This is a genomic window from Peribacillus sp. BM1 (genome assembly GCF_056679975.1).
Map to the genome: position 1 here is coordinate 231,384 of NZ_CM155259.1, position 26,972 is coordinate 258,355.

General features: G+C 38.1%; 24 protein-coding genes and 1 other annotated feature. Of the genes, 4 read left to right on the forward strand and 20 right to left on the reverse strand.

Going from position 1 to position 26,972, the window contains the following annotated elements; genetic code table 11:
- Window positions 1–178: 178 nt before the first annotated feature.
- The 10 genes from AC1MGI_RS01125 to AC1MGI_RS01170 all read right to left on the reverse strand — a co-directional run bounded on the left by AC1MGI_RS01125 (window position 179) and on the right by AC1MGI_RS01170 (window position 8,336).
- The gene (locus tag AC1MGI_RS01125; protein ID WP_403068120.1) at window positions 179–898 is read right to left on the reverse strand and encodes a YebC/PmpR family DNA-binding transcriptional regulator; all 720 of its coding nucleotides are present in this window, start codon (window positions 896–898) and stop codon (window positions 179–181) included.
- Between the two features lie 300 nt (window positions 899–1,198).
- The gene (locus tag AC1MGI_RS01130; protein ID WP_480347909.1) at window positions 1,199–2,050 is read right to left on the reverse strand and encodes a helix-turn-helix domain-containing protein; all 852 of its coding nucleotides are present in this window, start codon (window positions 2,048–2,050) and stop codon (window positions 1,199–1,201) included.
- A 333-nt stretch (window positions 2,051–2,383) separates the two neighbouring features.
- Window positions 2,384–3,007: a PadR family transcriptional regulator gene (locus tag AC1MGI_RS01135; RefSeq protein ID WP_480347910.1), complete on the reverse strand. Its 624-nt coding sequence runs from the start codon at window positions 3,005–3,007 to the stop codon at window positions 2,384–2,386.
- A gap of 297 nt (window positions 3,008–3,304) precedes the next feature.
- Window positions 3,305–4,129: an urease accessory protein UreD gene (locus tag AC1MGI_RS01140; protein WP_480347911.1), complete on the reverse strand. Its 825-nt coding sequence runs from the start codon at window positions 4,127–4,129 to the stop codon at window positions 3,305–3,307.
- Complete coding sequence (ureG, locus tag AC1MGI_RS01145; protein ID WP_403068104.1) at window positions 4,130–4,741, reverse strand: urease accessory protein UreG; 612 nt, start codon at window positions 4,739–4,741, stop codon at window positions 4,130–4,132.
- Between the two features lie 26 nt (window positions 4,742–4,767).
- A complete protein-coding gene (locus tag AC1MGI_RS01150) occupies window positions 4,768–5,454 on the reverse strand; it encodes an urease accessory protein UreF (protein WP_480347913.1) in 687 nt (228 codons plus the stop codon).
- Complete coding sequence (gene ureE / locus AC1MGI_RS01155) at window positions 5,444–5,902, reverse strand: urease accessory protein UreE (protein ID WP_480347915.1); 459 nt, start codon at window positions 5,900–5,902, stop codon at window positions 5,444–5,446. The genes AC1MGI_RS01150 and ureE overlap by 11 nt, the downstream gene beginning before the upstream one ends.
- A 10-nt stretch (window positions 5,903–5,912) precedes the next feature.
- Window positions 5,913–7,628, reverse strand: coding sequence for an urease subunit alpha (gene ureC / locus AC1MGI_RS01160; protein ID WP_480347917.1), 1,716 nt, complete (start codon window positions 7,626–7,628; stop codon window positions 5,913–5,915).
- Window positions 7,628–7,948, reverse strand: coding sequence for an urease subunit beta (gene ureB, locus AC1MGI_RS01165; protein WP_480347919.1), 321 nt, complete (start codon window positions 7,946–7,948; stop codon window positions 7,628–7,630). Before ureB ends, ureC begins: the two co-directional genes overlap by 1 nt.
- Window positions 7,949–8,033: 85 nt before the next feature.
- Window positions 8,034–8,336: an urease subunit gamma gene (locus AC1MGI_RS01170; protein WP_028392544.1), complete on the reverse strand. Its 303-nt coding sequence runs from the start codon at window positions 8,334–8,336 to the stop codon at window positions 8,034–8,036.
- Window positions 8,337–9,137: 801 nt separating this feature from the next.
- Here AC1MGI_RS01170 and AC1MGI_RS01175 point away from each other — a divergent pair.
- The gene (locus AC1MGI_RS01175; RefSeq protein ID WP_480347924.1) at window positions 9,138–10,082 is read left to right on the forward strand and encodes an urea transporter; all 945 of its coding nucleotides are present in this window, start codon (window positions 9,138–9,140) and stop codon (window positions 10,080–10,082) included.
- 280 nt (window positions 10,083–10,362) lie between these two features.
- Here the strand turns inward: AC1MGI_RS01175 and AC1MGI_RS01180 are convergent, their stop codons facing one another.
- The 4 genes from AC1MGI_RS01180 to AC1MGI_RS01195 all read right to left on the reverse strand — a co-directional run bounded on the left by AC1MGI_RS01180 (window position 10,363) and on the right by AC1MGI_RS01195 (window position 14,078).
- Window positions 10,363–11,136 (reverse strand): PepSY domain-containing protein, encoded by a 774-nt coding sequence (locus tag AC1MGI_RS01180; RefSeq protein ID WP_480347926.1) that lies wholly within the window; start codon window positions 11,134–11,136, stop codon window positions 10,363–10,365.
- Window positions 11,137–11,316: 180 nt separating this feature from the next.
- Window positions 11,317–11,961 (reverse strand): PepSY domain-containing protein, encoded by a 645-nt coding sequence (locus AC1MGI_RS01185; protein WP_480347928.1) that lies wholly within the window; start codon window positions 11,959–11,961, stop codon window positions 11,317–11,319.
- Between the two features lie 77 nt (window positions 11,962–12,038).
- Window positions 12,039–13,388, reverse strand: coding sequence for a sensor histidine kinase (locus AC1MGI_RS01190; protein WP_480347930.1), 1,350 nt, complete (start codon window positions 13,386–13,388; stop codon window positions 12,039–12,041).
- Window positions 13,389–13,391: 3 nt separating this feature from the next.
- Complete coding sequence (locus AC1MGI_RS01195) at window positions 13,392–14,078, reverse strand: response regulator transcription factor (RefSeq protein WP_480347932.1); 687 nt, start codon at window positions 14,076–14,078, stop codon at window positions 13,392–13,394.
- Window positions 14,079–14,334: 256 nt separating this feature from the next.
- Between AC1MGI_RS01195 and AC1MGI_RS01200 the strand changes: the two genes are divergently transcribed.
- Window positions 14,335–14,751 (forward strand): GyrI-like domain-containing protein, encoded by a 417-nt coding sequence (locus AC1MGI_RS01200; protein ID WP_480347934.1) that lies wholly within the window; start codon window positions 14,335–14,337, stop codon window positions 14,749–14,751.
- Window positions 14,752–14,989: 238 nt separating this feature from the next.
- Here the strand turns inward: AC1MGI_RS01200 and leuS are convergent, their stop codons facing one another.
- Together leuS and AC1MGI_RS01210 are read right to left on the reverse strand one after the other, a co-directional pair.
- On the reverse strand, window positions 14,990–17,404 hold the full coding sequence (gene leuS, locus AC1MGI_RS01205; RefSeq protein ID WP_480347936.1) for a leucine--tRNA ligase: 2,415 nt from the start codon (window positions 17,402–17,404) through the stop codon (window positions 14,990–14,992).
- An 87-nt stretch (window positions 17,405–17,491) separates the two neighbouring features.
- Window positions 17,492–17,724 (reverse strand) — a binding site (T-box leader).
- A gap of 113 nt (window positions 17,725–17,837) precedes the next feature.
- Window positions 17,838–19,037: an MDR family MFS transporter gene (locus AC1MGI_RS01210; protein ID WP_480349667.1), complete on the reverse strand. Its 1,200-nt coding sequence runs from the start codon at window positions 19,035–19,037 to the stop codon at window positions 17,838–17,840.
- A 300-nt stretch (window positions 19,038–19,337) separates the two neighbouring features.
- On the opposite strand from AC1MGI_RS01210, the gene AC1MGI_RS01215 reads away from it, so the two are divergent.
- Window positions 19,338–19,892: a shikimate kinase gene (locus AC1MGI_RS01215; RefSeq protein ID WP_480347938.1), complete on the forward strand. Its 555-nt coding sequence runs from the start codon at window positions 19,338–19,340 to the stop codon at window positions 19,890–19,892.
- A gap of 90 nt (window positions 19,893–19,982) precedes the next feature.
- Here AC1MGI_RS01215 and AC1MGI_RS01220 read toward each other — a convergent pair whose 3' ends face one another.
- The 3 genes from AC1MGI_RS01220 to AC1MGI_RS01230 form a co-directional block, all read right to left on the reverse strand.
- Entirely contained in the window at window positions 19,983–20,246 is a 264-nt protein-coding gene (locus AC1MGI_RS01220) for a DUF2524 family protein (protein WP_062175834.1), read from the reverse strand.
- Window positions 20,247–20,508: 262 nt separating this feature from the next.
- Window positions 20,509–21,246 (reverse strand): MerR family transcriptional regulator, encoded by a 738-nt coding sequence (locus AC1MGI_RS01225; protein WP_480349668.1) that lies wholly within the window; start codon window positions 21,244–21,246, stop codon window positions 20,509–20,511.
- Between the two features lie 102 nt (window positions 21,247–21,348).
- A complete protein-coding gene (locus AC1MGI_RS01230; RefSeq protein ID WP_480347939.1) occupies window positions 21,349–23,034 on the reverse strand; it encodes a methyl-accepting chemotaxis protein in 1,686 nt (561 codons plus the stop codon).
- A gap of 372 nt (window positions 23,035–23,406) precedes the next feature.
- On the opposite strand from AC1MGI_RS01230, the gene AC1MGI_RS01235 reads away from it, so the two are divergent.
- A complete protein-coding gene (locus AC1MGI_RS01235; protein ID WP_480347941.1) occupies window positions 23,407–24,567 on the forward strand; it encodes a GNAT family N-acetyltransferase in 1,161 nt (386 codons plus the stop codon).
- A gap of 223 nt (window positions 24,568–24,790) precedes the next feature.
- On the opposite strand, the gene AC1MGI_RS01240 is transcribed toward AC1MGI_RS01235, so the two are convergent.
- Complete coding sequence (locus AC1MGI_RS01240; RefSeq protein WP_480347942.1) at window positions 24,791–26,758, reverse strand: methyl-accepting chemotaxis protein; 1,968 nt, start codon at window positions 26,756–26,758, stop codon at window positions 24,791–24,793.
- Between the last annotated feature and the right edge of the window lie 214 nt (window positions 26,759–26,972).

A 26,972-nucleotide genomic window follows, 5' to 3' on the forward strand; every position in this document is an offset into this window, starting at 1 on the left:
GTAAATGTTTTGTATTCCGGCTAGATTTAGAAACCAGTTCTTAGTTGGGAAATTATTAGCAATATTATGCGTTTTTATTAGACTTGCTTAGAGGTATGTCCTAAAATCGGGGGAAGGCAAAGGGGTAGCGCTATTTAAATAAGCAGACCTTCGTATCACAAAGGTCTGCTTTCATGTATCATTCACCTAAATCTACATTATGGTAGACTTGCTGAACGTCTTCTAAATCTTCTAAGGCATCAATCATTTTTTCAAATTGCTCTTGTGCATCAGCTTCAAGCGTTAGGTCATTTTGCGCAAGCATCGTTAGTTCGGCAACTGTGAATTCAGTGATGCCAACATTTTTGAATGCTTCTTGCACAGCATGAAACTGATCAGGTTCAGCATAAATGATAACCGCTTCATCTTCTTCTACAATGTCACGTACATCTACATCTGCTTCCATTAATAGTTCAAGCACTTCATCTGCTGTTTTCCCTTCAAGGCCAAAGACAGCTGTTGCATCAAACATATAAGCTACAGATCCACTGACCCCCATATTACCGCCGTTTTTACCAAATGCAGCACGAACATCTGATGCAGTACGGTTCACATTATTTGTCAGTGCGTCGACGATAACCATAGAACCATTAGGTCCGAAGCCTTCATAACGAAGTTCGTCATAATTTTCATCAGAACCACCTTTGGCTTTTTCAATGGCACGATCAATAATCGCTTTTGGCACATTGTACGTTTTGGCACGCTCAAGTACTACTTTTAAAGCCTGATTCGATTCTGGATCTGGCTCACCTTGCTTAGCTACTACATAAATTTCACGCCCAAACTTTGCATAAATACGACTCGTATTTGCATCCTTTGACGCTTTTTTCTCTTTAATATTGTTCCATTTACGGCCCATGATGACCACTCTCTTTCTACTTTGAATCTATACTAAATTATACATATGAACTATGCGACTGCTTAAAACATTTTTACAAAATAACGATAAGATGTTCGTTACGCTTTCCTATTGCTGACGAACCATCCTACTAGATGTTTATGCCTTATTACTAGCTTATATTATACAACAATTATATAAGTTGTTTCGAGTTTTAATGAAAAAAACATGAGGCTTTCCACAGAAAAGAATCCCTTCGTTCATGATGTTGGAATCTTATTAAACATATTCAGATTGTATAGAGAATTGATTCCTATTCCCTCATTCTTCTCCTATAAAATCAAGCAGCAGACATCTGTTTTCACGTCTTTTTTCTACGATCAATTTGGCATAGAGAACCCCATAGAAATACCCCTCAAACGAGGTGCGAATTTTCCCAATTTGTTTCGCAAAAATCGTTTGTTTAAAGGCGCTGACGACTTCTTCTATCACATTTTCTAATGGGCAATCGAGATTGATTTTTTTATAGGCAATAAGCACGCGGTTCCAAAGTTTATAGATGGCTGATGCACTGAAAAAGGGCTTAGCTGCTTGGATAAATTCCTTGTGAACCGATTCTGGTAAAAAGCTTTCGTCTAACTCTTGTTGGATGCTTGGATCTATTTTCTCCTGAGAGATAGACTCCTCAGCCTTTTGTGATTGATTCCCTTGTTCGGTTACGTTATTAGGTTTGGTTTTAATCTCACAGAGTGAGCTTTGCTTATTCTCTGTTTTATTAGGAGTGTCAGGTACGGTGACAGCTTGGGGTGACATATTATTTTTCAAAGCATCTAGTTGTTGAAAAGCTTGGATGACAATGATGTTCACGCCTTGTTTGCCATTCATTTTCACTGTCGGAATTTTTTTAATGATTCCTAATTGCTCTAACTTGTTAACGGCGCGAATGACTGTTCTTCGACTTAACTCAACTTTTGTTGCGATATAATCGTATTTAGCAAAACTTACACCAATTACTTTTACCGAATGTCTCCAAATGAAAGTTAACACTTTGTTAGTGCCTTCTGATAACTCAGCTTTGTACTTATACAAAAACCCCCGAACGGATTGATCCATTTCTTCAATCGTCTCGAAAGATTGATGATGTTTAATTGTTTCAAAATTTAATTTTTCCATTATTTCCGCCCCTTTTTTTGTTGTCACACTCTTTATAAGCGGAAAAACAAAAAAAGTAGCATCGTCTAAAATTTTTTTTACTTTTGATTGCATAGTTCGTTATTTGAGCTAGTCTGCGTTTCTGTTCCCAAACATTTCTACATTACAAATAGCCAAGGCTTTTATTAAGCGCTTGGCTAAGATCCAAATACACAATCAATTGCATTGCTATTGATTATTGAGTCGGCATTATGGTATATGGCTTTGTCAATGTGTGAAGCCTGTCCTAAGTTTAGTAGTTTGTTTTCATCATTTGATCGCATAAACTACTTGAACACGCACTACATTAGGAATTCAGATTCCACTTATTACAACCATTTTTTTGATGATTAGATTAAGTTTTCCAGCACTGATCGTCCATAACATAAGTTTGCTTATGTTAAAATTTGTTTTCTCAATTAAATTTAGAGCCCATTGACACCAAGAAATCTCCTCTTTGTCCATCATGTTCCGTCGATTAAGGAGTAGGTAGCGACCAAAATGCTTAGACATCGTAGCTCCCCGATGCTTTTGTTCCAACTCAGTTATTGTATCAGCTCGATAAGCAACTTTTTGTTCAAGATTCGAAATTCGATCCTGAATTAATTTTTTCGCATTTTCCTCATCTGATAACCAAATGGAATTTACCTTAATAAGAAATTCATCTCGCATGATCGGATCAGCTGGAGATTCCGTGACCCACTTTTCTAACGTTTCTCTTCCTTTTTCTGTGATCGAAAATATTTTTTTATCAGGTTTGCCTGTTTGAACAACTTCTTCAAAGACAAGAAGCCCGTTTTGTTCCAGTTTTGTTAAACGAGGATAAATTTGACTATGTTTTGCTGGCCATACCGCATCTAAATACTGCGCTAATTCATATCCCGAGCATGGTTTTCTACCGAGTGCACTGAGTATTGCATATCCAAGAGTATTCATCATATCCCCCATTCATAAATAGGAGCAACCTTAAAGTTGCACAACTAAAACTATTTTTGTTTGATCCAGAGATTTAAAACCCCTTCATTATTCTCTAAATTACACATATAGTATATACCAAATAATTTACTTATGACACCGGCAGTTCATTTGAGCGTTCGATACATTCTTTCGTTCATACACGAATCGTGACTACAAAACTTACCAACGACTAATCACATGGCGTTATACGCTACCATTTAACATCCTTTAATCTACCTAAAAAACTCGGCAACCTTTTTGATTGCCGAGTTCTAGTAATCAATATTTCCTTAGAAAAGATGGTTTGGTGTTAAACCAATCTTCACTAATGATTCGATGGCATTCGGTAAATATTCTTTCTATCGTTTGCGTTTTGTTCGCTAGCACACGAATGGTAAATCCCTTTACTGATAACATGGAGAGTCCAAGTTTGTATTCTTGTTCGTTATGGTCCATAGAATGATACAATCGGTCTAGTAATTCGGCGTTTGTTTGTTCACCAATTACAATCATCGAACCTAAATGTGTGTATCCTTCCATGAAGCCAATCTCCTTCATATCTTGAACAGCTGGATTCAATTTAATATGATCATACATCACTAACTCATTATCCATATAGACTTCATTCATTAATTGAAGCTGATCATAGCTAAATTGTTCGCCATCTGGTGACCATCCTGGTGTAATAATATCTGAATAAATGAGCGTAGCACCTTGCTCCATCCGAATCACATTTTTTTGTTTATATCGAGCATTACGATACATGATAAGTGGATCAGGAATATATTCTAGATAACTGCCTTTTTTCAGAATAAATTCTGTTTCCTGATAGGCATGTTGATTCGGTGTTTTATAAACTTTTGTAGCTGATTGTGTGGTTAACGTTAGTTTGGCTTGCTCTTTCAATGTAAATTGCAAGTTATAGCGATCACCGTCTAAATAGCCGCCGCCTGGATTTAAAATATAGTAACAGGCTTGTCCAGACTCATCATGGTACACTGGGCGCATGACTTTCAACGCGCCCTGGAAATACACATTTTTAGCAACGGTCTTACCTTGACGTTCTTCCACATCTAAACGCAAAGTCCCTGTCCAGTTTTCCATTTATTCCAATCCTTTTAAAAGTGCATTCTTCTTAATCCAATCGATCACTTGGTCAAGGCCCGAATTATCTTTTAAATTGGTGAAAACAAACGGTTTATCCCCACGGTTAACCTTCGTGTCTGATGCCATAACATCAAGGCTTGCACCAACGTACGGCGCTAAATCAGTTTTATTAATGATGAATAAATCAGATTTAATCATACCTTGTCCGCCTTTACGCGGAATTTTTTCCCCTTGAGCCACATCAATAATATAAATAGAGAAATCAACCAGTTCAGGGCTGAACGTCGCTGCAAGATTATCGCCGCCACTTTCAACAAAAATAAGTTCAACATCTGGATGCTTCTCTTTTAATTCATCAATCGCTGCAAAGTTCATCGATGCATCTTCACGAATCGCTGTATGCGGGCATCCGCCTGTTTCAACCCCAATGATACGATCTTGTGGCAGGACTCCATTATTCATTAAGAATTTAGCATCTTCTTTGGTATAGATATCATTTGTCACAACCGCCATGCTAATTTCACCATCTAAATGTCGAGTCAGTTTTTCCACTAACATCGTTTTCCCTGCTCCAACAGGTCCGCCTACACCAATTTTAATAGGTTCCATTCTAATGCACTCCCTTTAATCAATAATTAAGACATAAAAATACGAATATTAACACGTTCATGTTTCATTTGAGCTAATTCTAAACCTGGTGAAGTAATGCCAAAATCCGCTTCATCCAGATTCTGAATTTTTGTAGCTGCCTCAACTAATTCCTTCTGAAACTCTTGAATTGTTTTCTGACCTGCAGTCTGTCCTAACGGAATGGCCCGAACAGCATTTTGAATCAGGCTTGTAATGGCTGAATATAAATAATAAAGAGTAGTCGTTGATTTGGGAACACCAAGATGATGGCCGATTATCGTAAAGACAATGCTAGAATGCCCAAAGGATTTCTTCTCCTTGATACGATTTCTATATTCAGATAGTACAGGCACATCATATAAAGCTTCCACAAGATTTAACATACGTTCACCCATTCTTTGGGTACCTTCCCTGGTTTCACGCGATAAATTTTGAACGGTCAGCATTCGGTCTAACTTCCATATTTTTTGGAAGTCATTATTTTCTAGAGCCTCATATACGAGATGAGAAGCAAGCCCATCTGAATAGATGAGCTGCTCATTCAAGTAGACACGAAGCCAATTTGCAAACGTTGCTTGATCATGTACTCGACCTTCTTGAACATAAGTCTCCAAACCATACGAATGACTAAAGCCACCGGTTGGAAGGTTTGAGTCGCATAGTTGAAATAATGAAAGAATATTAGGATTCATGGCTATGTCCAATATGACGAAATGCCTGTTTCACTTTCCGTTCTTCGCGTTCGAAAGGAATTTGAAGTTCTTGTAACAATTCTTCTACAAGATAATCGTATTGAACGAGCATCTCATTCTCTTCAAATTGGGCAGGTAAATGGCGATTCCCTAGTTGATGAGCAATTGTTCCCATTTCTTGCAATGAACGTGGGCTAATAATGATTAAGTCATCCGATAAGACATCGATGACAATCATATTTTTATCATCCATAAATAAAACATCACCCGCAACAAGATCACGAGGTTCTTTTAAACGAATCCCAATTTCCGTGCCATGATCCGTTGTCACTCTTTGAATTCGTTTCATTAAATGAGCACTTTCAAGATAGACCTTTTCTTTATGGCGCTTGTCTAATTCTTCTTTTGTCATTAGTTCAATATTGGTCACAATTTTTTCTATAATCAATGCTTTCACCTCAGAATAGGAAATATCGTTGCCCCATTGGTACAGTGTCAACTGGTTCACAAGTAATAAGTTCACCGTTTACGGTTACCTCATATGTTTGTGGGTCAACAGTGATCGTAGGCGTTTCAGAATTATGTTTCATATCTTTTTTCGTAAGATTTCGAATGCCATGAACAGGTAGAACCATTTTTTCCAATCCAAGTTTCTCATGCACTTTATCATCAAATGCAGCTTGAGAAATGAATGTGATACAGCTTTTCGCTAATGCTTTTCCAACTTGTGCATACATCGGACGATAAATCACAGGCTCTGGAGTTGGAATGGATGCATTCGCATCTCCCATTAAGCTCTCTACAGCAAAGCCATTTTTCAGGACCATTTCAGGCTTCACTCCGAAAAATGCTGGTGACCAAAGAACTAGATCGGCAATCTTTCCGACTTCAATTGAACCAACATATTCAGAGATTCCGTGTGTAATGGCAGGATTGATCGTATATTTAGCCACATAACGTTTGGCACGGTTGTTATCAGAAAACTCACTATCGCCTTCTAGTATACCGCGTTGTTTTTTCATTTTGTCTGCTACTTGCCAAGTACGTAGAACCACTTCACCAATTCGTCCCATCGCTTGTGCATCTGAGCTGACCATACTAATGATTCCCATGTCATGAAGAATATCTTCTGCTGCAATCGTTTCTTTTCTAATCCGTGAATCAGCAAACGCAATATCTTCAGGAATCGACGGATTTAAATGATGGCAAACCATTAACATATCTAAATGCTCGTCGACCGTATTAATCGTATAAGGTAAAGTCGGATTCGTAGAAGATGGCAGAACATTCGCATAGCCTGCAGATTTGAGTAAATCTGGCGCATGTCCACCACCTGCACCTTCCGTATGGTACATGTGAATCACTCGATCTTTAATCGCAGCCATTGTTGTTTCCATGAATCCACCTTCATTTAGTGTATCTGCATGGACGGCTACTTGAATGTCATATTTATCAGCTACGCTTAATGCATGATCAAGGGCTGATGCTGTTGCACCCCAGTCTTCGTGCACTTTTAAGCCGATTGCTCCAGCTTTTACTTGCTCAATAAGTGGCTCTTCAGATGCAGCCTGTCCTTTACCGCTAAATCCAACATTGATTGGCATACCTTCTGCTGCAAGGAGCATGCGGTGTATATTCCATTCTCCTGGTGTAACGGTTGTCGCTTTTGAACCAGCAGCAGGGCCTGTTCCCCCACCAATTAACGTTGTAAGTCCAGAAGCTAAGGCTGTCTCGATTTGAGTAGGATTAATAAAGTGGACATGGGTATCAATTCCACCAGCAGTGACAATTAAACCTTCTCCAGCAATGATTTCTGTGGAAGCACCAATAACGATATCCACATTATCCTGCACTAAAGGATTTCCCGCTTTCCCGATTCCGGCAATTTTCCCGTCACGGATGGCAATATCTGCTTTAACAATCCCTGTATAGTCCAGGATCACAGCGTTTGTAATTACTACATCTGGAACGTTATCATCTTTGCGAGTTGCAAGAGGATGTTGTCCCATTCCATCACGAATCACTTTTCCGCCGCCAAACACGACTTCTTCGCCATATGTTGTATAATCTTTCTCAATTTGGATCAATATATCTGTATCTGCTAAACGAATAGAGTCCCCTGTAGTTGGACCGTACATTTGTGAATATTGCTTTCTAGACATTTTGTAACTCATTACTTGCGCCCTCCTTGAACAGATCCATCCACTTTATTGTTAAATCCATAAACGCGTTGTTCTCCAGTAAAACTAAGCAATTCTACTTCTTTTTCATCGCCTGGTTCAAAACGAACCGCTGCACCTGCTGGAATGTTCAAACGTTTGCCAAATGCCTCTTCTCGATTGAATTGAAGGGCCGTGTTTACTTCATAAAAATGAAAGTGAGATCCAATTTGGACTGGACGATCGCCTGTGTTGATGACTGAAAGTGTATTTAACGATTTACCTTCATTGATAATAATGTCTTCTTCTTTTAAAATGTATTGTCCTGGTATCATTTTAAGATTCCTCCTGTCGCATTCTATCCTAGTTAAACTGATCATCAGTCGGCGATGAAAAAACCTCACGGATGGAGGCTTCACTTTATCTAATAGGATTATGAACCGTTACTAATTTTGTTCCATCTGGAAAAGTCGCTTCTACTTGAATATCGTGAATCATCTCTGGGATGCCTTCCATCACATCTTCGCGTGACAAAATCGTTGCTCCATATTCCATCAATTCAGCAACCGTTTTTCCATCTCTTGCTCCTTCTAACACTTCGTACGTGATAAGAGCTACTGATTCCGGATGATTTAATTTTAATCCTCTATCTTTTCGTTTCTTAGCAAGATCACCAGCCACCACAATCATGAGCTTGTCTATCTCACGTGGTAATAATTTCATAGTAAAACCTCCTTGATATTATGTAGTGACTCCTCCTAGGGCAAAACTCCCCTTAATAAAGACCCACTTTTGTTCTGATGCAAAAAAAGGGAATCGAACATCCTTAATGATGTTGTCCGATAATTCTGTGTTCTCATTGTTGAAACCCTTAGATTTTCCATCTTTTTTACTATATTTTCAAATGTAATAAAAAAAACCCAAATACCATACATTTTCGTTAAAAAAAGTAAAACATTCGGAAATTATCTGATTATTTTGTCGGTTATTGTCGATTAATGTTTGATTCCCTTGTAGAACTAATATATCATAATTTATATATATATCAAGTTTCATATATTTTTTTATTTATTTTTAATATTTCGCACAAGTAGACGCTCATTAAACAGAGAGAGAAGAACGGGCAAATACTATATTAACTTAGCCATCGTTCTCTGTAGACGCTTGTGCTTTTATTGATCATTCATATGAAAAAATTATGGACCTTGGTTAGGAGGTATTAAAGAAAAAGAAGGAATCGAAGAAAAATGGAAGTTTTTTTAAATTGAAAAATTCCCCAATTTGAAGACTGCTAGATTATTTTTCTGGTATCATGATAAAGGCTTAGAGAATCCATTTAAAAAAATGAGATTTATCTATCGTTTTTATGTACGTTGGTACTATTTTTCATTATTCCTCTCTTGAATTAATATTTTTTCAACATAATAGAAACATATTATGTTATCAGAGGATAATGGTTTTTCATTTATGAAAAGTATCAAGTGGATTTAAAACATTCAAAAATTCTAGCTAGAGGTGAGTATAATGCAAAAGAACAGCAATGCTACATTAACAAATGGAAAGTTCCTTTCGTTATTGTCGGCATCATTGAAAGGAATTTCTCAAGTTATCTTGATTGAGAATGTCATAACTGGATTAATTATTCTACTATCCCTTACAATTTATTCGTATTATTTGGGGTTGATTGCTCTAGTATCCTCCATTATTGGTACCCTGATTGGCAAATTGGGAGGGGCTGATGAGGATAGTGTGAATCAAGGTTTATTTGGCTATAATTCAGTACTAACAGGGCTTGCACTAACATTGTTTTTAACAGGAGCCAATCAATGGATTATCGTTTTAATTGGCGCTGCTGTTGCAGCGATTTTTACAGCTGCCATGATGCACTTTATGAGAAACACAGGTGTCCCAATTCTTACGTTCCCTTTTATTATAGTGACTTGGTTTACACTCCTTGTTTCTTATCGGTTTGAGGCGATCCAATTAAGTACCGCATTAGTGCCTCAAGATTTAGCACACTGGGAACTAAATACAGCAGGAAAGGTAAATTGGTTGGAAGGGACTTTTACTGGAATTGGACAAGTTTTTTTCCTGGATAATCCCTATTGTGGTGCCCTATTATTTCTTGCCGTATTTTGGGCTGGTTGGAAATTTGGTCTCTTTGCCATTTTAGGCAATGCCGTTGCATTGCTCACATCCTATTGGCTAGGTGGAGAACATTCCTTGATTTTCATGGGTCTTTATGGCTATAATGCCATTTTAACTAGTTTAGCCGTAGCGATAGTATTTAAACAAGACGGTAAACATGTTGCATCCATATCAGGTATATGCGCAGCTTGTTTAACAGTACCAGTTACAGCAAGTGTAACGACTTGGCTATTACCTTATGGACTTCCAGCACTGACAATGCCTTTCGTTCTCACTACTTGGTTGTTCTTAGGGGCAAAGAAAGTTCTCCCTAAATTGTAATAAAGAAGAATTCTGTTACTAAAATAACTAATTCATTTCCTCTAAAAAAGAGGGTGTCTCAAAAGGGTCTGCCTTTCCACTTTGAGACACCCTTTTTTGGATAAATTCTTATCTATTCTATTGATACCCTCCTCTTATTTCTTTTAGAAAGGTGATGTCTCCAACAAATATCTCCTAGTATAGTTCGAGAAAACCAATGGCATTCATTCATTTTGTTCGGAGCATATGAAGCCCCTTAATATTTCCCTATATGATTTTGTTTAGGATACACATTGATCACTTAATCATCAAATTCAACTTTTAAAATTTGTCCACTAGTTGCATCTACTTTTACTTCTGCTTTACGGCTGTTGTCTGTAATTATTTCAAATTCGTAAACTATACGATGGTCATCGCCATCCAATTCTGTTTTAGTTACAGTCCCTTTCACGCTTTGTAAAGCTGTTTTTTTTGCATCTTCTACTGAAATTGTTGGCGATACGTTTTGAAGTGCGCTTATATCCTCATCAATTTCAACTTTTATTACTTTTCCAGTAGTTGCATCTACTTTAACCTCTGCTTCATTGCCGCTGTCTGTCATAAGTTCAAATTCGTAGACTAAGCGATTGTGATCGTTATCCAATTCTGTTTTAGTTACAGTCCCTTTCACGCTTTGTAACGCTGTTTTCCTTGCACTTTCTTCTGAAATTGTTGCCGATACATTTTGAAGTGTTCTTATATCTTCGTCATCAATATCAGCTTTATCCCGAACATCTTGTTCGACTTTTAATACTTTTCCTGTCAATGCATCAATATCCACGTCATATTCTGTATCCTGATTGACAATTTCTACTTCGTATTCTTTTTTTCCGTGTTCTGAATCTAAATGAATCTGCGTTACTTGACCACCTTTAGAAACGCCTAATGCTATCTCTTTTGCACTATCTATACTAATTGTTTTCGATACTTTATTAATATTTTCAGTTGACGGTTGGTTTGCTGCCATTGCATAAGCTCCTACTCCTAATCCACCTACAACTAAAACTCCAGTTAATATCGTTGTTGCTAATTTCATCGTTTAAAGCCTCCTGTTTGTTTGTTATTTATATCTTAACGTCTCAAGTTTAAAGATTATGAAAAAGAATCTTAGAATTCCCTTAGAAAAGAAAAAGTTTTATAAAAAACAACCATGAGTTTAACTAAAAAGAGTATTTTTCTCTCTCGCAAAAAAAACGTGTAGCAGAACGCTACACGTTTAATCATCATCACTGTTATCCTTATTCGTATCAATTGAAATGGACTCAATTTTCCCAGAGTAAGCATTAATTATTACTTGAGCTTTCTTTTTTTTCGATTGCTTGATTTCAACTTCGTAAACAAGCTGGCCATCCTCTTCATCTAGTTCGACCTCATCAATCGTTCCTTGAAATTTGCCTAAGGCGATCCCTATCGCTTGATCCGTTGAAATAATTGATTGAATCGTTTTACTTGAAAAAGCATTTGTTTGATTGTTTTTATTGGATTTAGCGATTGATGCCTGCTGATTCATTTTTGGTGTTGCAGGTTTTTGTGAGGCAGGATTTTGCTCTACAGTTTGTTGCTCCGCAGACTTTTGTGCAGTCGATTGTTTTACCATTGCAAGTACTTCACCTGTCTGTCCATTGACAATTACCTGATATGGAATCTGATCTTTTATCAATTTAACGGAATAATTGAGCTTATCCTTTTCTTGAAAAACACTAATATTATCAATTGTTCCTCCATATTTCTGTTGAATCATCTGACTGACATTCTCTTCTGGAAGGATAGAACTCGGAGTAGTAAATGCTTCTTTAACACCGTACCAGCTACCTAAACCAATGATTAGAATGAAGGATATTATCAACGCGATCTTCTTCATTCTTTCACCTCCAAATGTTATTGAAACATAGTGTAGCATAGCATTCTTAGAGAAGTCTGAGAATCCCCTTAAAAAATTTAAAGTGGTAATTCAATTGTGACTGTTGTACCTTTTCCTTCTTCACTATCCATATGAATCTTCCCGTTATGTGCAGCGACAATTCTTGTTGCGATAGGCAATCCCAATCCTGTTCCGCCTGTTTCTCTCGTCCTCGCTTTATCTACTCGGAAAAATCGTTCATATACATGTGCTAGATCTTCTTTCGGGATTCCAATACCATAATCCTTTATGGCGATAAATAAGGAAGTAGTACTGCGAGAAATCGTAATGTTAATGGATCTTTCGCTATATTTAATGGCATTATCTACTAAAATATAGAGTAACTGTTTGACCTTTTTTTCATCTGCATGAATGATCGGATCATTTGTTTGTATATCAATCGAAATCGTTCTCTGGAAGGCAATCTGTAGATGCTTCGCCGTATCACTACAGATTAAACTTATATCAACCTCCTCTATATGCATCTCCCAATGTTCATCTCCTTTAGCAAGGAGTAACATTTGTTCCGTTAGCTGCTTCATGCGAATGGCCTCAGAATGAATGGCTTCAATCGCTTCTTCCAAAATATCAGGGCGCTTCATTCCCCAACGTTTTAACATATTGGCGTAACTTTCTACAACGGTAAGAGGTGTTTTTAATTCATGAGAAGCATCTGATACGAATTGCTCCTGTTTTTTATAATTTTCCTCCAATAAATCCATCATATTGTTAAATGTATTCGCCATTTTATCCAGTTCGTCATTTGATTTTGTATCACGTCTAATTTTTTTGAATGTTCGTGATTCCTGAATCTCTTCCATTGTCTGAATAAGTGATTTAATCGGAAGTAAGATCACTTGACTTAATACGCGTCCTCCCAAGATCGTTGGGATTAAAATAACAAGGGAGGAAACAAGTAAAATGACTTTTAAAATACGTAAAGATTCCTCAACATCTCTTAATGGTTCCGTCACTTCAAGCGACACGACGTCGCCATTTGTCCAAATAATCGGTGAGTGTGAAATGGCGTATATATGATCTTCTATGTTCTCAACAGTTGTCTGTTCGGATGACTTGTATGAATAGGGCAACTCCTGTAAATTTGTTTGATCTTTAATGACAATAAGCAGTGGCTTACCTTTTGTAGGAAGAACGCGTATCATTCCATTAGGAGGTAAATATGCTCTTGATAAAGTAGTTGGATCAACTGATGGATTACTTGCAAGCTTCAGTCCTTCTGCAATATTTTTACTTTCTTCTTGAAGCCGTATAACGGCATTATCAGTCATCGTTTTTTTAAATATAAAATAAATCGAGCTATTCGCGATGACCAAAAGAATAAAAATTAACAGGGTTGATGTGAATACGATTTTTGTTTGTAGCTTCATATATTATTCCTTTAACATATATCCAACACCACGAACTGTGTGAATATAAGGAGTTTCAAATGGTGTGTCAATCTTTTTTCGTAAATACCGAATGTATACATAGACAACATTTGAATCACCGAAGTAATCATATCCCCATACATTCGTTAATAATTGGTCAAACGTTAAGACTTGATTCTGATTTTCCATTAAATACATAAGTAAATCATATTCTTTAGGCGTTAACTCAATCGATTGATTCTCTCGGCGTACTTCACGTGTTTTTGGGTCGATCGTTAAATCGCCAATTTTAAGAGAAGATTGGAGTATTTCTTCTGGAACTGTTGGATGACGCAGCCAGACGCGAATACGTGCAAGTAATTCTTCAATTTCAAACGGCTTTGTAATGTAATCGTTGGCACCTAAATCTAATCCGCTTACTTTATCAGGCAGTGCATCACGTGCCGTTAAGATAATAATGGGAGTTTTATCATCGGATGCTCGAATGCGCCTTAATACTTCAAGTCCATTTAATTCAGGTAACATTACATCTAATAAAAGAAGATCCCATTGTCCTTGTTGAAACATGTTGAACCCATCTAACCCTGTATACGCAGTTCCTGTTTCATATCCTTCATACTCGAGTTCTAATTGAATGAGACGGGCAATTTTGCTCTCATCTTCAACAATCAATACTTTTCCTTTACTCATTGATATCCTCCTTTTCGATCAAAGGTTTATGTGGATGAAAAGAAGACCTTAACGTTCTATATGCCCTTTGATCACTAGTATTTCTTAATGAATCGTGTATTATGACCTAAAATATTGACAAAGAAAGGATCACAAAAGATTTGCTTTAAGAATCTTTGACAATGCTTTAATCATTGAATTAGACTTTTTATATATTAAAATGTGAAGTATATCACAGTGATTGGAAAGTTTCATAAGGAATAAGGAGGGGTTTGATATGAAAACAAGAATTGAAACGATTGAAGAGTTTTCTGTAACAGGCTATAAGTATGTCGGTTCTACGGCTGAAATCCCACAAATATGGGACAAGTTGAATGCGACATTAGCGACCGAGAACATTTCTGTTGAAACGTTTTATGGTGTCTGCGTAGATTTTGATAGTCAAGGGAAACTCCACTATCTTGCAGGCATTCAAGATTTAGCAGAAGGTTCTGAGAGGGAAAAAGTGAAAATAGAGGCGGGACGCTATATTGTTGCTACAGTGGAGGGTGGCATTCCACAAATCAAACCCACATTCCAAGCCTTGCATGAGAGATCAGATGTCCAATTTAGATTTTTGCCAAACTTTGAGAAGTATATTTATCCACCCGGAGCCACAGAGGATGTGATTGAAGTTTGGATGCCGATTGAATAGTCTTGTCAATTTTAAGAAACGAGAAAACAACTATCATCTTATATCCTAAACGAAAGCTATCAGACGATAGCCTTCATACTGTTTAAGATATTTCACTCTTTTAAGAAATTAAGGACATTATTAAAAAGTATTTCGTACATATATGACGGAATGCTTTTCTCTTTTCAAGCGTTCACGAAACAAAAAAACTGACTCACTAAGACTAAATACAGTCTTTAAAGTGAGTCAGTTTTTTTACTTAATTTGCAACGATATTAACTAGTTTACCTGGTACTGCAATGACTTTACGAACGGTTTTGCCGTCGATTTGTTCTTTAATTGCGTCGTCGCCCATAGCGATTTCTTCCAGTTTTTCTTTCGTTGTATCTGTTGGCACCATTAGTTTTGCTTTTACTTTGCCGTTAATTTGGATCACGATTTCGACTTCATTGTCGATCATTTTTGCTTCGTCATAAGCAGGCCACGTTTCGTATGTGACTGTTTCTACAGCCCCGAGTCTTGCCCAAAGTTCTTCTGCGATATGTGGTGCTACCGGTGATAACATTTTCACGAAGCCTTCAATATACGGTCTCGGAAGTGTGTCCGCTTTGTATGCATCATTGATGAAGACCATTAATTGTGAAATAGCTGTGTTGAATTTCAAAGTCTCGTAGTTTTCTGTAACTTTCTTCACCGTTTGATGATACACTTTCTCAAGCTTGCCGCTGTCATCTGTATCGACAATTTTGTTGGTGATTGTGTCGTCATCATTAACAAGCAAACGCCAAACACGGTCAAGGAAACGGCGGGCGCCATCAAGTCCATTTTCAGACCAAGCAATCGATGATTCCAAAGGTCCCATAAACATTTCATATAGACGTAGAGTATCGGCACCATGGCTATCCACGATATCATCTGGGTTTACTACGTTTCCTTTTGATTTACTCATTTTTTCATTATTCTCGCCAAGAATCATTCCTTGGTTGAAAAGGTTTTGGAATGGTTCAGATGTTGGAACAACGCCAATGTCATACAAGAATTTATGCCAGAATCGAGCATACAATAAGTGAAGGACCGCATGCTCAGCTCCACCGATATACATATCGACTGGCATCCATTCTTTTAACTTTTCCGGATCAGCAATCGCTTCTGTATTGTTCGGATCGATATAACGTAGGAAGTACCAGCTGCTACCTGCCCATTGTGGCATTGTGTTTGTCTCACGACGCCCTTTTCTGCCATTTTCATCTATTACATTCACCCAATCATGGATGTTAGCAAGTGGCGATTCACCTGTACCGGATGGCTTAATGTCTGTCGTTTTCGGTAAAAGAACAGGAAGCTCAGATTCTTTAACTGCTTCTGTTGTACCATCTTCCCAATGGATGATCGGAATCGGTTCTCCCCAGTAACGTTGACGGCTGAATAACCAGTCGCGAAGACGGAATGTTACTTTCTTCGTACCGATTTCTTTTTCCTCCAACCACTTAATCATTGTAGAAATACCGTCTTCTTTATTCAAGCCGTCTAGGAATTCAGAATTCACATGCAGACCATCGCCAGTGTACGCTTCTTCCGTCACGTCTCCGCCCGCTACCACTGCTTTAATTGGCAAGTCGAATTTAACTGCGAATTCATAGTCACGCTCATCATGAGCCGGCACTGCCATAATAGCACCTGTTCCATAGCTCATTAATACATAATCTGCAATCCAGATTGGCATTTCTTCACCATTAACTGGGTTAATGGCATAAGCACCTGTAAAGGCACCTGTTTTGTCTTTTGCTAACTCAGTACGTTCAAGATCGGTTTTATTTTTCACTTCTGAGATATATTGTTCAACTGCAGCTTTTTGCTCAGGCGTTGTAATTTTTTCAACAAACGGATGCTCCGGTGATAACACCGCATAGGTCGCACCGAAAAGTGTATCCGGACGAGTCGTGAAGACTGTAAACGTATCATCATGACCTTCAATATTGAATGTCACTTCAGCACCTTCAGAACGGCCGATCCAGTTACGTTGCATATCTTTAATATTTTCTGGCCAATCGACTGTTTCAAGATCATCAAGTAAACGGTCAGCATAGGCAGTGATTTTTAACACCCATTGCCTCATCGGACGGCGCTCAACTGGATGTCCTCCACGTTCACTTAATCCGTCAATGACTTCTTCATTCGCCAATACCGTGCCAAGCGCTGGACACCAGTTCACCGCTACTTCATCAATGTACGCCAAGCCTTTTTCAAAAAGCTTCGTGAAAATCCATTGTGTCCATTTATAATAGTCTGGATCTGTTGTATCAATTTCACGATCCCAATCATAAGAAAAACCTAATGCTTTAATTTGGCGACGGAATGTATTGATGTTATGCTGCGTGAATTCTGCTGGGTCATTTCCTGTATCAAGTGCATACTGCTCTGCTGGAAGTCCAAAAGCATCCCAACCGATTGGATGAAGCACATTATAACCTTGCATCCGTTTCATCCGCGCCAAAATATCGCTCGCTGTATAGCCTTCTGGGTGACCAACGTGAAGTCCTGCCCCAGATGGATACGGGAACATATCAAGCGAGTAAAATTTCCGTTTACCGGATTCTTCACCCGTTTTAAACGTTTTATTTTCTTCCCAAAACTGTTGCCATTTCTTCTCAATCGACCTATGTTTATAACTCATCTTAGTTTCCTCCTCAATTTTAAGAAAAACCGTCATCGGTCTTTAATTTCATAATAAAAATCCATAAAAAAACCCCTCATCCCTATAAAAAGGGACGAGAGGATTATGTATATAATCAACCCGCGGTACCACCCAAATTGACGACTTTAATAACCATCGCCCCGCTCAAAGATCCGTAACGTGGATGAACGTCAGGAATTACTAATCCTTCATGCCTGAAACTCAAAAGGCGAGTTCGCGATCACTCCTGGTTGACTTGCACCATCCGTCAACTCTCTACACAGGTTCTAATCGGTACTACTCCTTATCACTGTCTATATTAGAATATTTAGTTATATAGTCATTCTAGTGAATTTTCACAGGAAAAGCAAGGGCTCTTTCCTATTCTGATCATGTTTTTCTTTATATATGCACGACAATTGGAAAGAGTTCCTTATTTTACCGGATAGGCAATACTTTTACCTATGTTTACTCTCTTTTGCATTTTATCGAAAATGAAGACAGTTCCGATGCCTAATACAACAAAAATTGTTAATACAGCGAACATCATATTCATTCCTCTTGTATCAACTAGAAATCCTCCTAGTAGCGGTCCAATCATTCGCCCACCTGTAGCCGTACTATTGACGATTCCTTGATAAAGACCCACTTTCCCTTTTGTCGCAATCTCTCCTGCCACAGCTGGGACCGCGGGCCAAACGAACATTTCACCAATCGTTAAGATCACCATAGCCGTCATAAATCCAGCAAAGCTACTTGACGTCGCGGCCACTGCAAACGAGAGAATGAAAATGACCATACCGACGATTAGCTGGATTTTCAAAGTTTTCGCAAACCATTTAATAACAAGTGCCAATAGTGGTTGAGCCAGAACGATAAACGCACCATTGACTGTCCATAGCAAGCTATACTGCTTAAGTGAAATCCCTATTTCCTGTGTATATGCAGCGATTGTTGACATCCATTGAACATAGCCAATCCAACACAAGAAATAACCAATACATAAAACAAGTAATGGAATGAGCATTTTATTAGAACGTGTAGTCGATTGTTTTTCCTGAAGGATGGACGCTTGTGCCGCTGCATCCCCTTGAATCCCTCTAAATCCAACCAAAGCAACAAAGAAAAATAAGACGTACATCACTGTATTGGCAAGAAACACATATTCAAACGAATAAGAAGCAATCACACCGCCAAGAGCTGAGCCTACTGCAACACCTAAGTTTTGGGCAACGTAGACCGCATTATACGATTTTCTGCCGCCTTCCTTCCAAACAGTACCAGCCATTGCGAAAATAGCCGGAAACACGATACCTGTCCCAAATCCTGAAATCGTTAAAAAGATCACGTATGGCAGAAATTCATGATTCCACGCCATCCCAACTGAAGACAATAGCGTAATAATCACGCCAAGACTAGCAGTCCGGTATCCGCCAAGTTTATCAAACAAGCCACCACCACATAGATTGCCGACAACACTTGCAAGGGCATTCGCAAGCAACACAAGCCCTGCCATCGATAGCGTTTTTCCTAAATGGTCATGAAGATAGATTGTATTTAAAGGCCATAAAAACGAAGAAGCAGTCACATTCAGAGTCATGCCGATAATTAAAACCCATAAAGCACGCGGCATCATTATGCACCTGATTTCTATATATATTTCAACAACTATCCTAGTTTAGAGGTTTTCTTCGGGAGGCGCAATACTTTTTTAGGTGGGAGGATATTTACAAAATTGGCCGTTAATTCAGCTAAGTTTGCTCCTTCGTTCTTCAATATATAGGAAATCACTTACCTCCTAACAACACATTAAAATTATTCAACATTCCAAAAATACAGTGTTATCCATTAAACAAATCCTTTACAATAGTGACATGTAGTTTTTGTCGAACAATGAACTAAAAAAAGGAATAGTTGAAATGAGGCCAGCGGAATGAATTATAACGATAGTAGACTTAGAGAAAAAAGCATTGTGTTGATTGGATTTATGGGTGTCGGTAAAACAACGATTGGTGAAATGGTCGCCAAGAAATTGTATCGAGATTTTGTTGATATCGATCAAGAAATTGAAAAAGAATACAATATGGCAACTTCTGAAATTTTCAAAAATATTGGCGAAAAGGCATTTCGTGAAAAGGAGAAAAGTGTAATCAGCGCATTCAGTAAACAAAGGCTGAAAATCATCTCTGTAGGTGGAGGGGCTTTTTTACAAGAAGAGATACGAAAAGTTTGTTTAGAACATTGCATTGTCATTTATCTAGACCTCTCTTGGGAGTCGTGGAAGGAAAGAATCAGCCTGATCATCGATAGCCGTCCGGTATTACAAGGGCGTTCGATTGAAGAAATTGAAGAGCTTTTCAATTCTAGAAAACCGATTTATTCGCTTCATAATTCGAAGGTAGAAACGGATAATCTTGAAGCTTCCGAGGTTGCCGATTATATTGTCGACTCATTAAAATTAGCTTGGGATCTTCATGAACCACGCTAAAAGCTGACTAAAGAGGGAGTGTCTCATAGGGTCTGACCCCTTTCTTTTGAGCCACCCCTCTTTAGTTTAGAGTCAACCTTGTCTCATATTTTAGTGATTCAACACAATCATATTGTGCTGCATTTGTTGAATTTGATTTCTCATGAGCTTCAATTGCTCTCTTTGCTGAAGGTTTCCACTAGCAACAAGAGTTTCAATCTCATTAGCCGCAGTCTGTAGTAAACCTTGAGCTTCTATATACGACTCATTATTATAATGCTCTTGCTTTGCACCTTGTGTGTACTCGTCAGAAGCAATGCGAAGAACCTCCTCACATTGCTGCAGGCAATTTTCTACCGATTGTCTCGTCGCCATTTTTTTCCCCCTACACAACCAATTTGATGACTTTCACCATCCTTTATATTTTGGACCTTCTCACCAATGATTATCATCGGTAAGAAAAGGAATTTACACAATGAATAAATGGATAAGGAATATCAAATAATTTCTTTTAGGAGCAGATTAAAAGTGGATGTCGCATAGTGGGGGTGTTCCATAACGAAGGGTCTGACCTCGCACTATATACTGTGTAATAGAGTGCGAGGTCAGACCCTTTTAGGACATCCCATTCAGTTTATTATTGATTCGTATCTGCATAAACAGCCATGGCATCACGCATGAATGCGGCTAAGCCTGCGCCAAATTGGTCGATATTTTTTGTGAACCGCTCATCATCAACATACATCTGGCCAAGTCCTTTGAAAGCTTCAAGCGAGTAGTTGCCCATTTTGTTTAGAAAATCATACCATCTTTTAATGGTTGCTTGTGACTCTGGTGATGCTGGTGATTCATGTCTAAGTGCAGCCAGATTGCGATAGATTTCGTTCATTTTTTCCCCCATCGCTGCTTGTTCATCTTTTGACATTTCCCCTACTTTCGCCTTGGATTGATCAATGGCTTCATCGCCCCAACGTTCACGCGCTTCTTGTTCATACGGATTTTGACTAAAATCAAAGCCTTCGAACTTTTCTTGATTAGACATTTGAATTTCTCCTTTTGTATAAGAAATCGTTTTATCAATCGTCCTGATCATCACATCCAGCCGATTTCGCTTCTCGAGCAACAGTTTCCGATGCATGAAAAGTGCCTCTTCTTGATTAAACGTGGGACTTTTGATAATTTCTTTAATTTTCTTTAAAGGGAGGTCGAGCTCTTTGAAAAACAAAATTTGCTGCAGTGTTTCTAGATTATCATTGGAATACAATCGATACCCCGATTCTGTTATCGCATTTGGGGATAATAATCCGATTTCATCATAATGATGGAGTGTGCGCACACTAATTCCAACTAAATCAGCTACCTCTTTTACTTTCATCATTTGTTTTCCCTCCCTCTGATTTTGACTATAAGGTATTACGTAGCGTTAGAGTCAACAGATTTTAAACAGAATGATTAACAAACTAGATGAAACGTGAGATTATACTTTAAATCTCGAGGTCAGCTCCTGGAGTTCTTCGGATAAAGAGGATAAAGATAATGCAGCAACTAAGATTTCCTCCATCGCCGCTAACTGCTCTTCTGTCGCTTGTGCAATTTCATCTGTATGGCCTGCGGATTCCTTTGTTGCATTAGAAATTTCTTCGATCGAACGTGAAACAATCCCAAAGCCAGAACTTAACTGTTGTGAAGCCGATGCAATTTCTTGAATTTGCGAAGACACTTGATCAATGAAGTCAATGATCTCTTTAAATTGGCTTTTAGCTTCAGTGGATAATTCCAAGCCCGATAAAACATTTTCTTTGACGATCTTTATATTAGTAACCGTTTCGCTAGTTTCCTGCTGAATACTTTGAACAACCTCATTAATTTGATTCGCTGAGTCATTGGATTGTTCAGCTAGCTTTCGTACCTCCTGTGCAACCACTGCAAATCCTTTACCAGACTCACCTGCCCTTGCAGCTTCAATAGCAGCATTTAACGCAAGCAAGTTCGTTTGATTGGCAATGTCATTAATGATCGAGGTGAAATTGTTAATTTCCAGAGCACGATTTGCAAGTGAGTGAACGCCTTCATCTGCTAAATCAACAGATACATGAATATTTTCCATTTGTTCACCTACCTGCTGTATCGACTGAGAACCATTTTCTGCTTGTTTTTTCATGACTAATGATGCTTCTGCTACCGCATTCGTATTCGAACTAATCGTTTCAATTCCTAAAAGGGCTGATTTAACGGAGCCCAAACCTTTTTCAGTCATACTCGATTGATGATTGCCACTATCTGAGATTTCCTGCATCGCAGTCGAAACGATTTCTGATGTAGCTTTGGATTCTTCTGCATTGGCAGTGAACTCATGAGATGAAGCGGCCACTTGCTCAGAAGACCTGCCAATTTGTTGAATGATTTCGCGAAGTGATGCAATAAATTGATTAAATGTTGCGGCAAACTCACCGAACTCATCTTTATTTTTGATCCTGATCACCTTTGTTAAATCTGCTTCACCTTGAGCAATGTCTCGCATCTGTTCATTTAAGATCGTTAATGGTTTTATAATCGAAACTAATAGGATAATTCCCAGTGTAGACCCAGCAACGGATGAAAGAATTGTAATCACTAAAATAACCCTTTTGCCGATTTGTGAAGTGCTATCATATTCTTCGGTTAGATAAGCAACTTCTGTTTCTAATTGATCGACATATTGATTAATCGATGGGTCTAATATGTTTTTCCTTAGCGTTCTTTCTTCACCAAAATGGGTTTCTTTTGCTGCTTGTGCATGATGCGCATAAGACTGGATGACTTTCTGATTCAGTGTCCAGTATTGAGTGAAACTTTTTGCTAAATTCTCGATTGATTGCTGATACTTTTGATCAGTATCCAAACCCGTTAACTTTTTTATTTTCTTCTCGATATCTTCTGCCTTCACCTTCATACCTTCGTAATAATCATTCTCTCCCGATAACAGAAATGCCCGTTCATCATTTGACATACCTGTTATCCGATATTGGATATGTATGATCGTCTTTTGCATCTCCATTTTATTTCTAATTTCTTCATTTTTCTCTATTGTTCGATTCGTAATCGAACTAGAGATTCCCCCGACTGTTATAATAGATGATACAAGTATTAATAGAATAAGAATTAATTTACTTTTGATTTTCATATTTTTTCTCCTTTTTGAGTATCTCATCAGCTGTAAAAAAAACTGAATGACGTTAAAACGCCACCAGTTACTATGAAGAATATATCATTTAGCATGCTACACTCGCCTAATCATAATGGTGGCGGTGCGGAACCAGAATTTTGGATGCTTTCCGATAAACTACGTATACCTGATAAGTAGATTGACTATTTTAGTAAGTCGTGAAGCCCCGTCCCCATGTCCTTCATACAAAAAGGACTGGAAGAACCAGCTCCTTTACTTATATCGTTTATTTAATCCATTATTTTAGTAAGTTAAAGGATTTTATTTTTAGACTTAAACTGTTCATGTTATTCTGAAGGTATAGAAAATACTATGATGGGGGTTTTAAAAGTGACAGTTTTCAAAGTCAACGAAAACCAATTTAAAGAAGCACTGAAACTTTCAGAGTATGCTTTTCAATTTCAAATAGCGGAGGGTCAAATAGAAGACCGAATCGAAACGATGAAACAGCATCATCAAATTTATGGAATTAACGAGAATGATCAGCTTGCTGCAAAATTGCATCTTCTGCCCTTTTCCATTTATCTAGGGAAGAATCAGCTGAAAATGGGTGGGATCGCCGGCGTGGCTACATATCCAGAATATCGTCGCAAAGGTTTCGTAAAGGAACTGTTAAAAGAGGCTTTATTTCAAATCAAGAACCAAGGCATGAGTGTTTCCTTCCTTCACCCTTTTTCTGTTCCCTTTTATCGAAAATTCGGCTGGGAGCTATTCACTAACCGGATGAAATACATATTGAATAAATCTGACCTTATTATGAAACATCACCCTAGTGGTACGATAAAGCGACTAAAGAAAGAGGATGAGGATCATTCTGCTGTAATAGAAAGTGTTTACGAACAATACGCCAAACAATTTAACGGCATGCTTGTTAGGGAAACATCATGGTGGCAAAAGAATGTATATGGAGATCAGTTCATTGCAGTTTATTATGATGATAACAATAATGCTAGCGGGTATTTCATATATAGTGTCCATAGTAGGAAAATGACTGTAACGGAATTTATCGCACTTACTAGCAATGCCAGAATAAGTCTTTGGAACTTTATTTGCCAGCATGATTCTATGGTCGAGCAAGTTGAAATGACAATTTTTGAACGAGATCCGCTGCATTTTATGCTAAAAGAACCGCGAATCAAAGCCGAGCTGACCCCTTACTTCATGGCTCGAATTGTTGATGTAGATTCCTTTTTAGCCCAATATGATTTCCAGTGGAATCGTCTTAGGCAAGGCGTTGTTTTGCATATCGAGGACGATTTGTTGTTAGATAATCAAAAGTCGGTTCAGCTACATGCAGGGAAAATCCTGAACGCCCATGATACGGATGCTGGGATTCGTTTATCCATTAATACGTTAACAGCTGTATTATTCGGCTATCAACGCCCTCGTGAACTCGTTTTAGCGGGGTTAATTGCAGGCAGTGAAACGTGTATTGAGCAGCTTGAAGCGCTTATTCCGAATCGGCCTCCATTTTTCTCTGACTTCTTCTAACGGATCTTGTGGCGATCTGACAGGTTTAGTGTAGACACTGGTTAGTTGTCTACACAGTAGAAAGAGATAGGCGTGGATTATTGGGTCGTAAAGTCAACAATAAACGATAACAGAGACTAATAGAAAGAAAAAAACGATTCCTACACGATGTAGAAATCGTTTTTCTTTTTCAATGGACTCATTAACACGTTAGAAAAATCGTCATTGGTCCTACTAATTCCATTTAATACTTAAACACCGCTATTAACTCTTTTAACTCCTCAGCCATATAAGATAGTGACTTCGCAGAAGCTGAGATCTCTTCCATGGAAGCTAGCTGTTCCTCTGTTGAGGCAGCTACTTCTTCTGATGTTGCCGCATTTCCTTTTGCTATGAAGGCAAGTTCATTGGCTGTTGAGGTAACCTCTTGAATTCCAGCTGACATCTGCTCTGCCGTAGCAGAAACTTCCTCCATTTGGGGAGTTATTTCTTTCATACTATTTAAAATGACTTCGAATTTCTCAAAAGCTTCGTCTGATATCGTTAATCCATTTCCTACATCATTTGTAACCTGAGCCATCTTGTGAACCGAATCCAATGTATCCATTTGAATATCTTGGATTAAGTCAGATATTTGTTTCGCAGAGCTTTGAGATTGATTAGCAAGCTTCTTCACTTCATCAGCTACTACTGCAAATCCTTTGCCATGTTCCCCGGCTCTCGCTGATTCAATAGCTGCATTTAAAGAAAGAAGATTTGTCTGATCCGCAATTTCTGTAATTACATCCAAAATGGACGAAATTTCTTGAGAGCGTTCATACAAGGATTCTATCATTGCGTTTGATTCCGTAACCGATTGATGAATCGAATTCATTTGTTCCTTCGTATTTTGAACAGCCTTTCCGCCTTCCTCCGCTTGCATGGTTGTTTGTAAGGACAGTTCGGCAACATTGGATGAGCTTTCGGCAATATTTGCTATTCCTTGCGTAAGCTCATTCAAGGATTCGGCATTTCGATCCACGCCACTTGTTTGTTTCTCTGCACTGCTTGAGACTTCTTGAATCGAAATGGCGACTTGTTCGGTAGCAGCCCCGGTTTGTTCCGCATTTGCTGTTAATTCTTCTGCCGATGCAGCAAGCTGTTCTGAACTAAGCTCGACTTTTTGAATGAGGGTTCGAAGGCTTTCCTGCATATCATTAAAGGCATTTCCTAATTGCCCTATTTCATCATTGGACTTTACTTCAATCTGCTCCGTCAAATCCCCTTTACTTACAGTTATCGCTCTTTCCTTTAATTTTTTAATGGGTTTGATAATCGATTGCACGACAAAATAAACAACTACTGCTCCTATAATAATCGCAATCATTAAAACGGTTAAGGTAGATTTAAAAATTGGCGAAGCTGAATCATCCACCTCTGATACAAACATCGCACCGCCCAGTTTCCAACCTGTCGCTTTATTAGTGGTATAGGCCATTTGTTTGTCATGACCGTCGAATTGATATTCAAAAGTACCTGTTTCATTTTTATACATGGTATCAAAGAAACTTTCTTTTACTTCTGATCCACTTTCTTCAGTAGGGTGAGCGATATAATGTCTATTCCCATCTAGCAGAAACACATATCCTTCTTTCCCGATTTTGACTTCATTCGTTAACTTTTGTAAATAGGTGATTTTAATGTCGATTGCCGCAACTCCGGAACCATCTTTTAGCTCCTTAGCAACGGTTACTATCGGATCATTTGTGCCAGCATCCATATATGGCTCGGTAATAAGAACTTCCCCTTTACGTTCTATGGCATCTTTATACCAATCTCTTTCTCGAGGATCATAATCCGAGGCCGTCGTTAGTTGTGGTTCCTGAATAAACAATCCATCTTTTTTCCCAATATAAATACTTAAAACTTCCGGATGTAAGTTAGTATATTGAGTAAATTGTTCTCTTAATTTCGGGCTGCTTTTCCCCTCAAATAAACTGGACGTAACGGATTCTGAAAAAGAAGTTACATCATGTATTTTTGGATTGATGGTACTATCGATGATTGAATCCAATAGATTAATATTCTCAGCAGCACTCTTCATAATATTTTCTTGAAGTGCCTTGTTAGCCGATAAATAAGCTAATGATCCCACAATTAAAGCCGGTATGATTAAAATAACAGCAAAGAAAAAGAATAACCTAGTCTTAAAATTCCTAAAAAAATTACGCATTGCATGGCCTCTTTCTACTCATTTTTTGTAATGATGTCTGGAAATAGTATCTATTTACAAGATTCTGAAGTCGATACTTTTACAAAATATTTGAATGAACGAGTGTTCACCTAATTTATCACTAGTCTATTTATCGGTTCATTTCAATCAAATTGAAGAATTGTCACTCTATTTCTTTAAGGCAAAAACAAAAGAGCCTGCATTGCAGACTCCT

Excerpts from the sequence above, each read along its gene's own strand:
- AC1MGI_RS01125 (WP_403068120.1), bottom strand. The coding sequence starts at position 898 with ATGGGCCGTAAATGGAACAATATTAAAGAGAAAAAAGCGTCAAAGGAT.
- AC1MGI_RS01130 (WP_480347909.1), bottom strand. The coding sequence starts at position 2,050 with ATGGAAAAATTAAATTTTGAAACAATTAAACATCATCAATCTTTCGAG.
- AC1MGI_RS01135 (WP_480347910.1), bottom strand. The coding sequence starts at position 3,007 with ATGATGAATACTCTTGGATATGCAATACTCAGTGCACTCGGTAGAAAA.
- AC1MGI_RS01140 (WP_480347911.1), bottom strand. The coding sequence starts at position 4,129 with ATGGAAAACTGGACAGGGACTTTGCGTTTAGATGTGGAAGAACGTCAA.
- ureG (WP_403068104.1), bottom strand. The coding sequence starts at position 4,741 with ATGGAACCTATTAAAATTGGTGTAGGCGGACCTGTTGGAGCAGGGAAA.
- AC1MGI_RS01150 (WP_480347913.1), bottom strand. The coding sequence starts at position 5,454 with ATGAATCCTAATATTCTTTCATTATTTCAACTATGCGACTCAAACCTT.
- ureC (WP_480347917.1), bottom strand. The coding sequence starts at position 7,628 with ATGAGTTACAAAATGTCTAGAAAGCAATATTCACAAATGTACGGTCCA.
- ureB (WP_480347919.1), bottom strand. The coding sequence starts at position 7,948 with ATGATACCAGGACAATACATTTTAAAAGAAGAAGACATTATTATCAAT.
- AC1MGI_RS01170 (WP_028392544.1), bottom strand. The coding sequence starts at position 8,336 with ATGAAATTATTACCACGTGAGATAGACAAGCTCATGATTGTGGTGGCT.
- AC1MGI_RS01175 (WP_480347924.1), top strand. The coding sequence starts at position 9,138 with ATGCAAAAGAACAGCAATGCTACATTAACAAATGGAAAGTTCCTTTCG.
- AC1MGI_RS01180 (WP_480347926.1), bottom strand. The coding sequence starts at position 11,136 with ATGAAATTAGCAACAACGATATTAACTGGAGTTTTAGTTGTAGGTGGA.
- AC1MGI_RS01185 (WP_480347928.1), bottom strand. The coding sequence starts at position 11,961 with ATGAAGAAGATCGCGTTGATAATATCCTTCATTCTAATCATTGGTTTA.
- AC1MGI_RS01190 (WP_480347930.1), bottom strand. The coding sequence starts at position 13,388 with ATGAAGCTACAAACAAAAATCGTATTCACATCAACCCTGTTAATTTTT.
- AC1MGI_RS01195 (WP_480347932.1), bottom strand. The coding sequence starts at position 14,078 with ATGAGTAAAGGAAAAGTATTGATTGTTGAAGATGAGAGCAAAATTGCC.
- AC1MGI_RS01200 (WP_480347934.1), top strand. The coding sequence starts at position 14,335 with ATGAAAACAAGAATTGAAACGATTGAAGAGTTTTCTGTAACAGGCTAT.
- leuS (WP_480347936.1), bottom strand. The coding sequence starts at position 17,404 with ATGAGTTATAAACATAGGTCGATTGAGAAGAAATGGCAACAGTTTTGG.
- AC1MGI_RS01210 (WP_480349667.1), bottom strand. The coding sequence starts at position 19,037 with ATGCCGCGTGCTTTATGGGTTTTAATTATCGGCATGACTCTGAATGTG.
- AC1MGI_RS01215 (WP_480347938.1), top strand. The coding sequence starts at position 19,338 with ATGAATTATAACGATAGTAGACTTAGAGAAAAAAGCATTGTGTTGATT.
- AC1MGI_RS01220 (WP_062175834.1), bottom strand. The coding sequence starts at position 20,246 with ATGGCGACGAGACAATCGGTAGAAAATTGCCTGCAGCAATGTGAGGAG.
- AC1MGI_RS01225 (WP_480349668.1), bottom strand. The coding sequence starts at position 21,246 with ATGAAAGTAAAAGAGGTAGCTGATTTAGTTGGAATTAGTGTGCGCACA.
- AC1MGI_RS01230 (WP_480347939.1), bottom strand. The coding sequence starts at position 23,034 with ATGAAAATCAAAAGTAAATTAATTCTTATTCTATTAATACTTGTATCA.
- AC1MGI_RS01240 (WP_480347942.1), bottom strand. The coding sequence starts at position 26,758 with ATGCGTAATTTTTTTAGGAATTTTAAGACTAGGTTATTCTTTTTCTTT.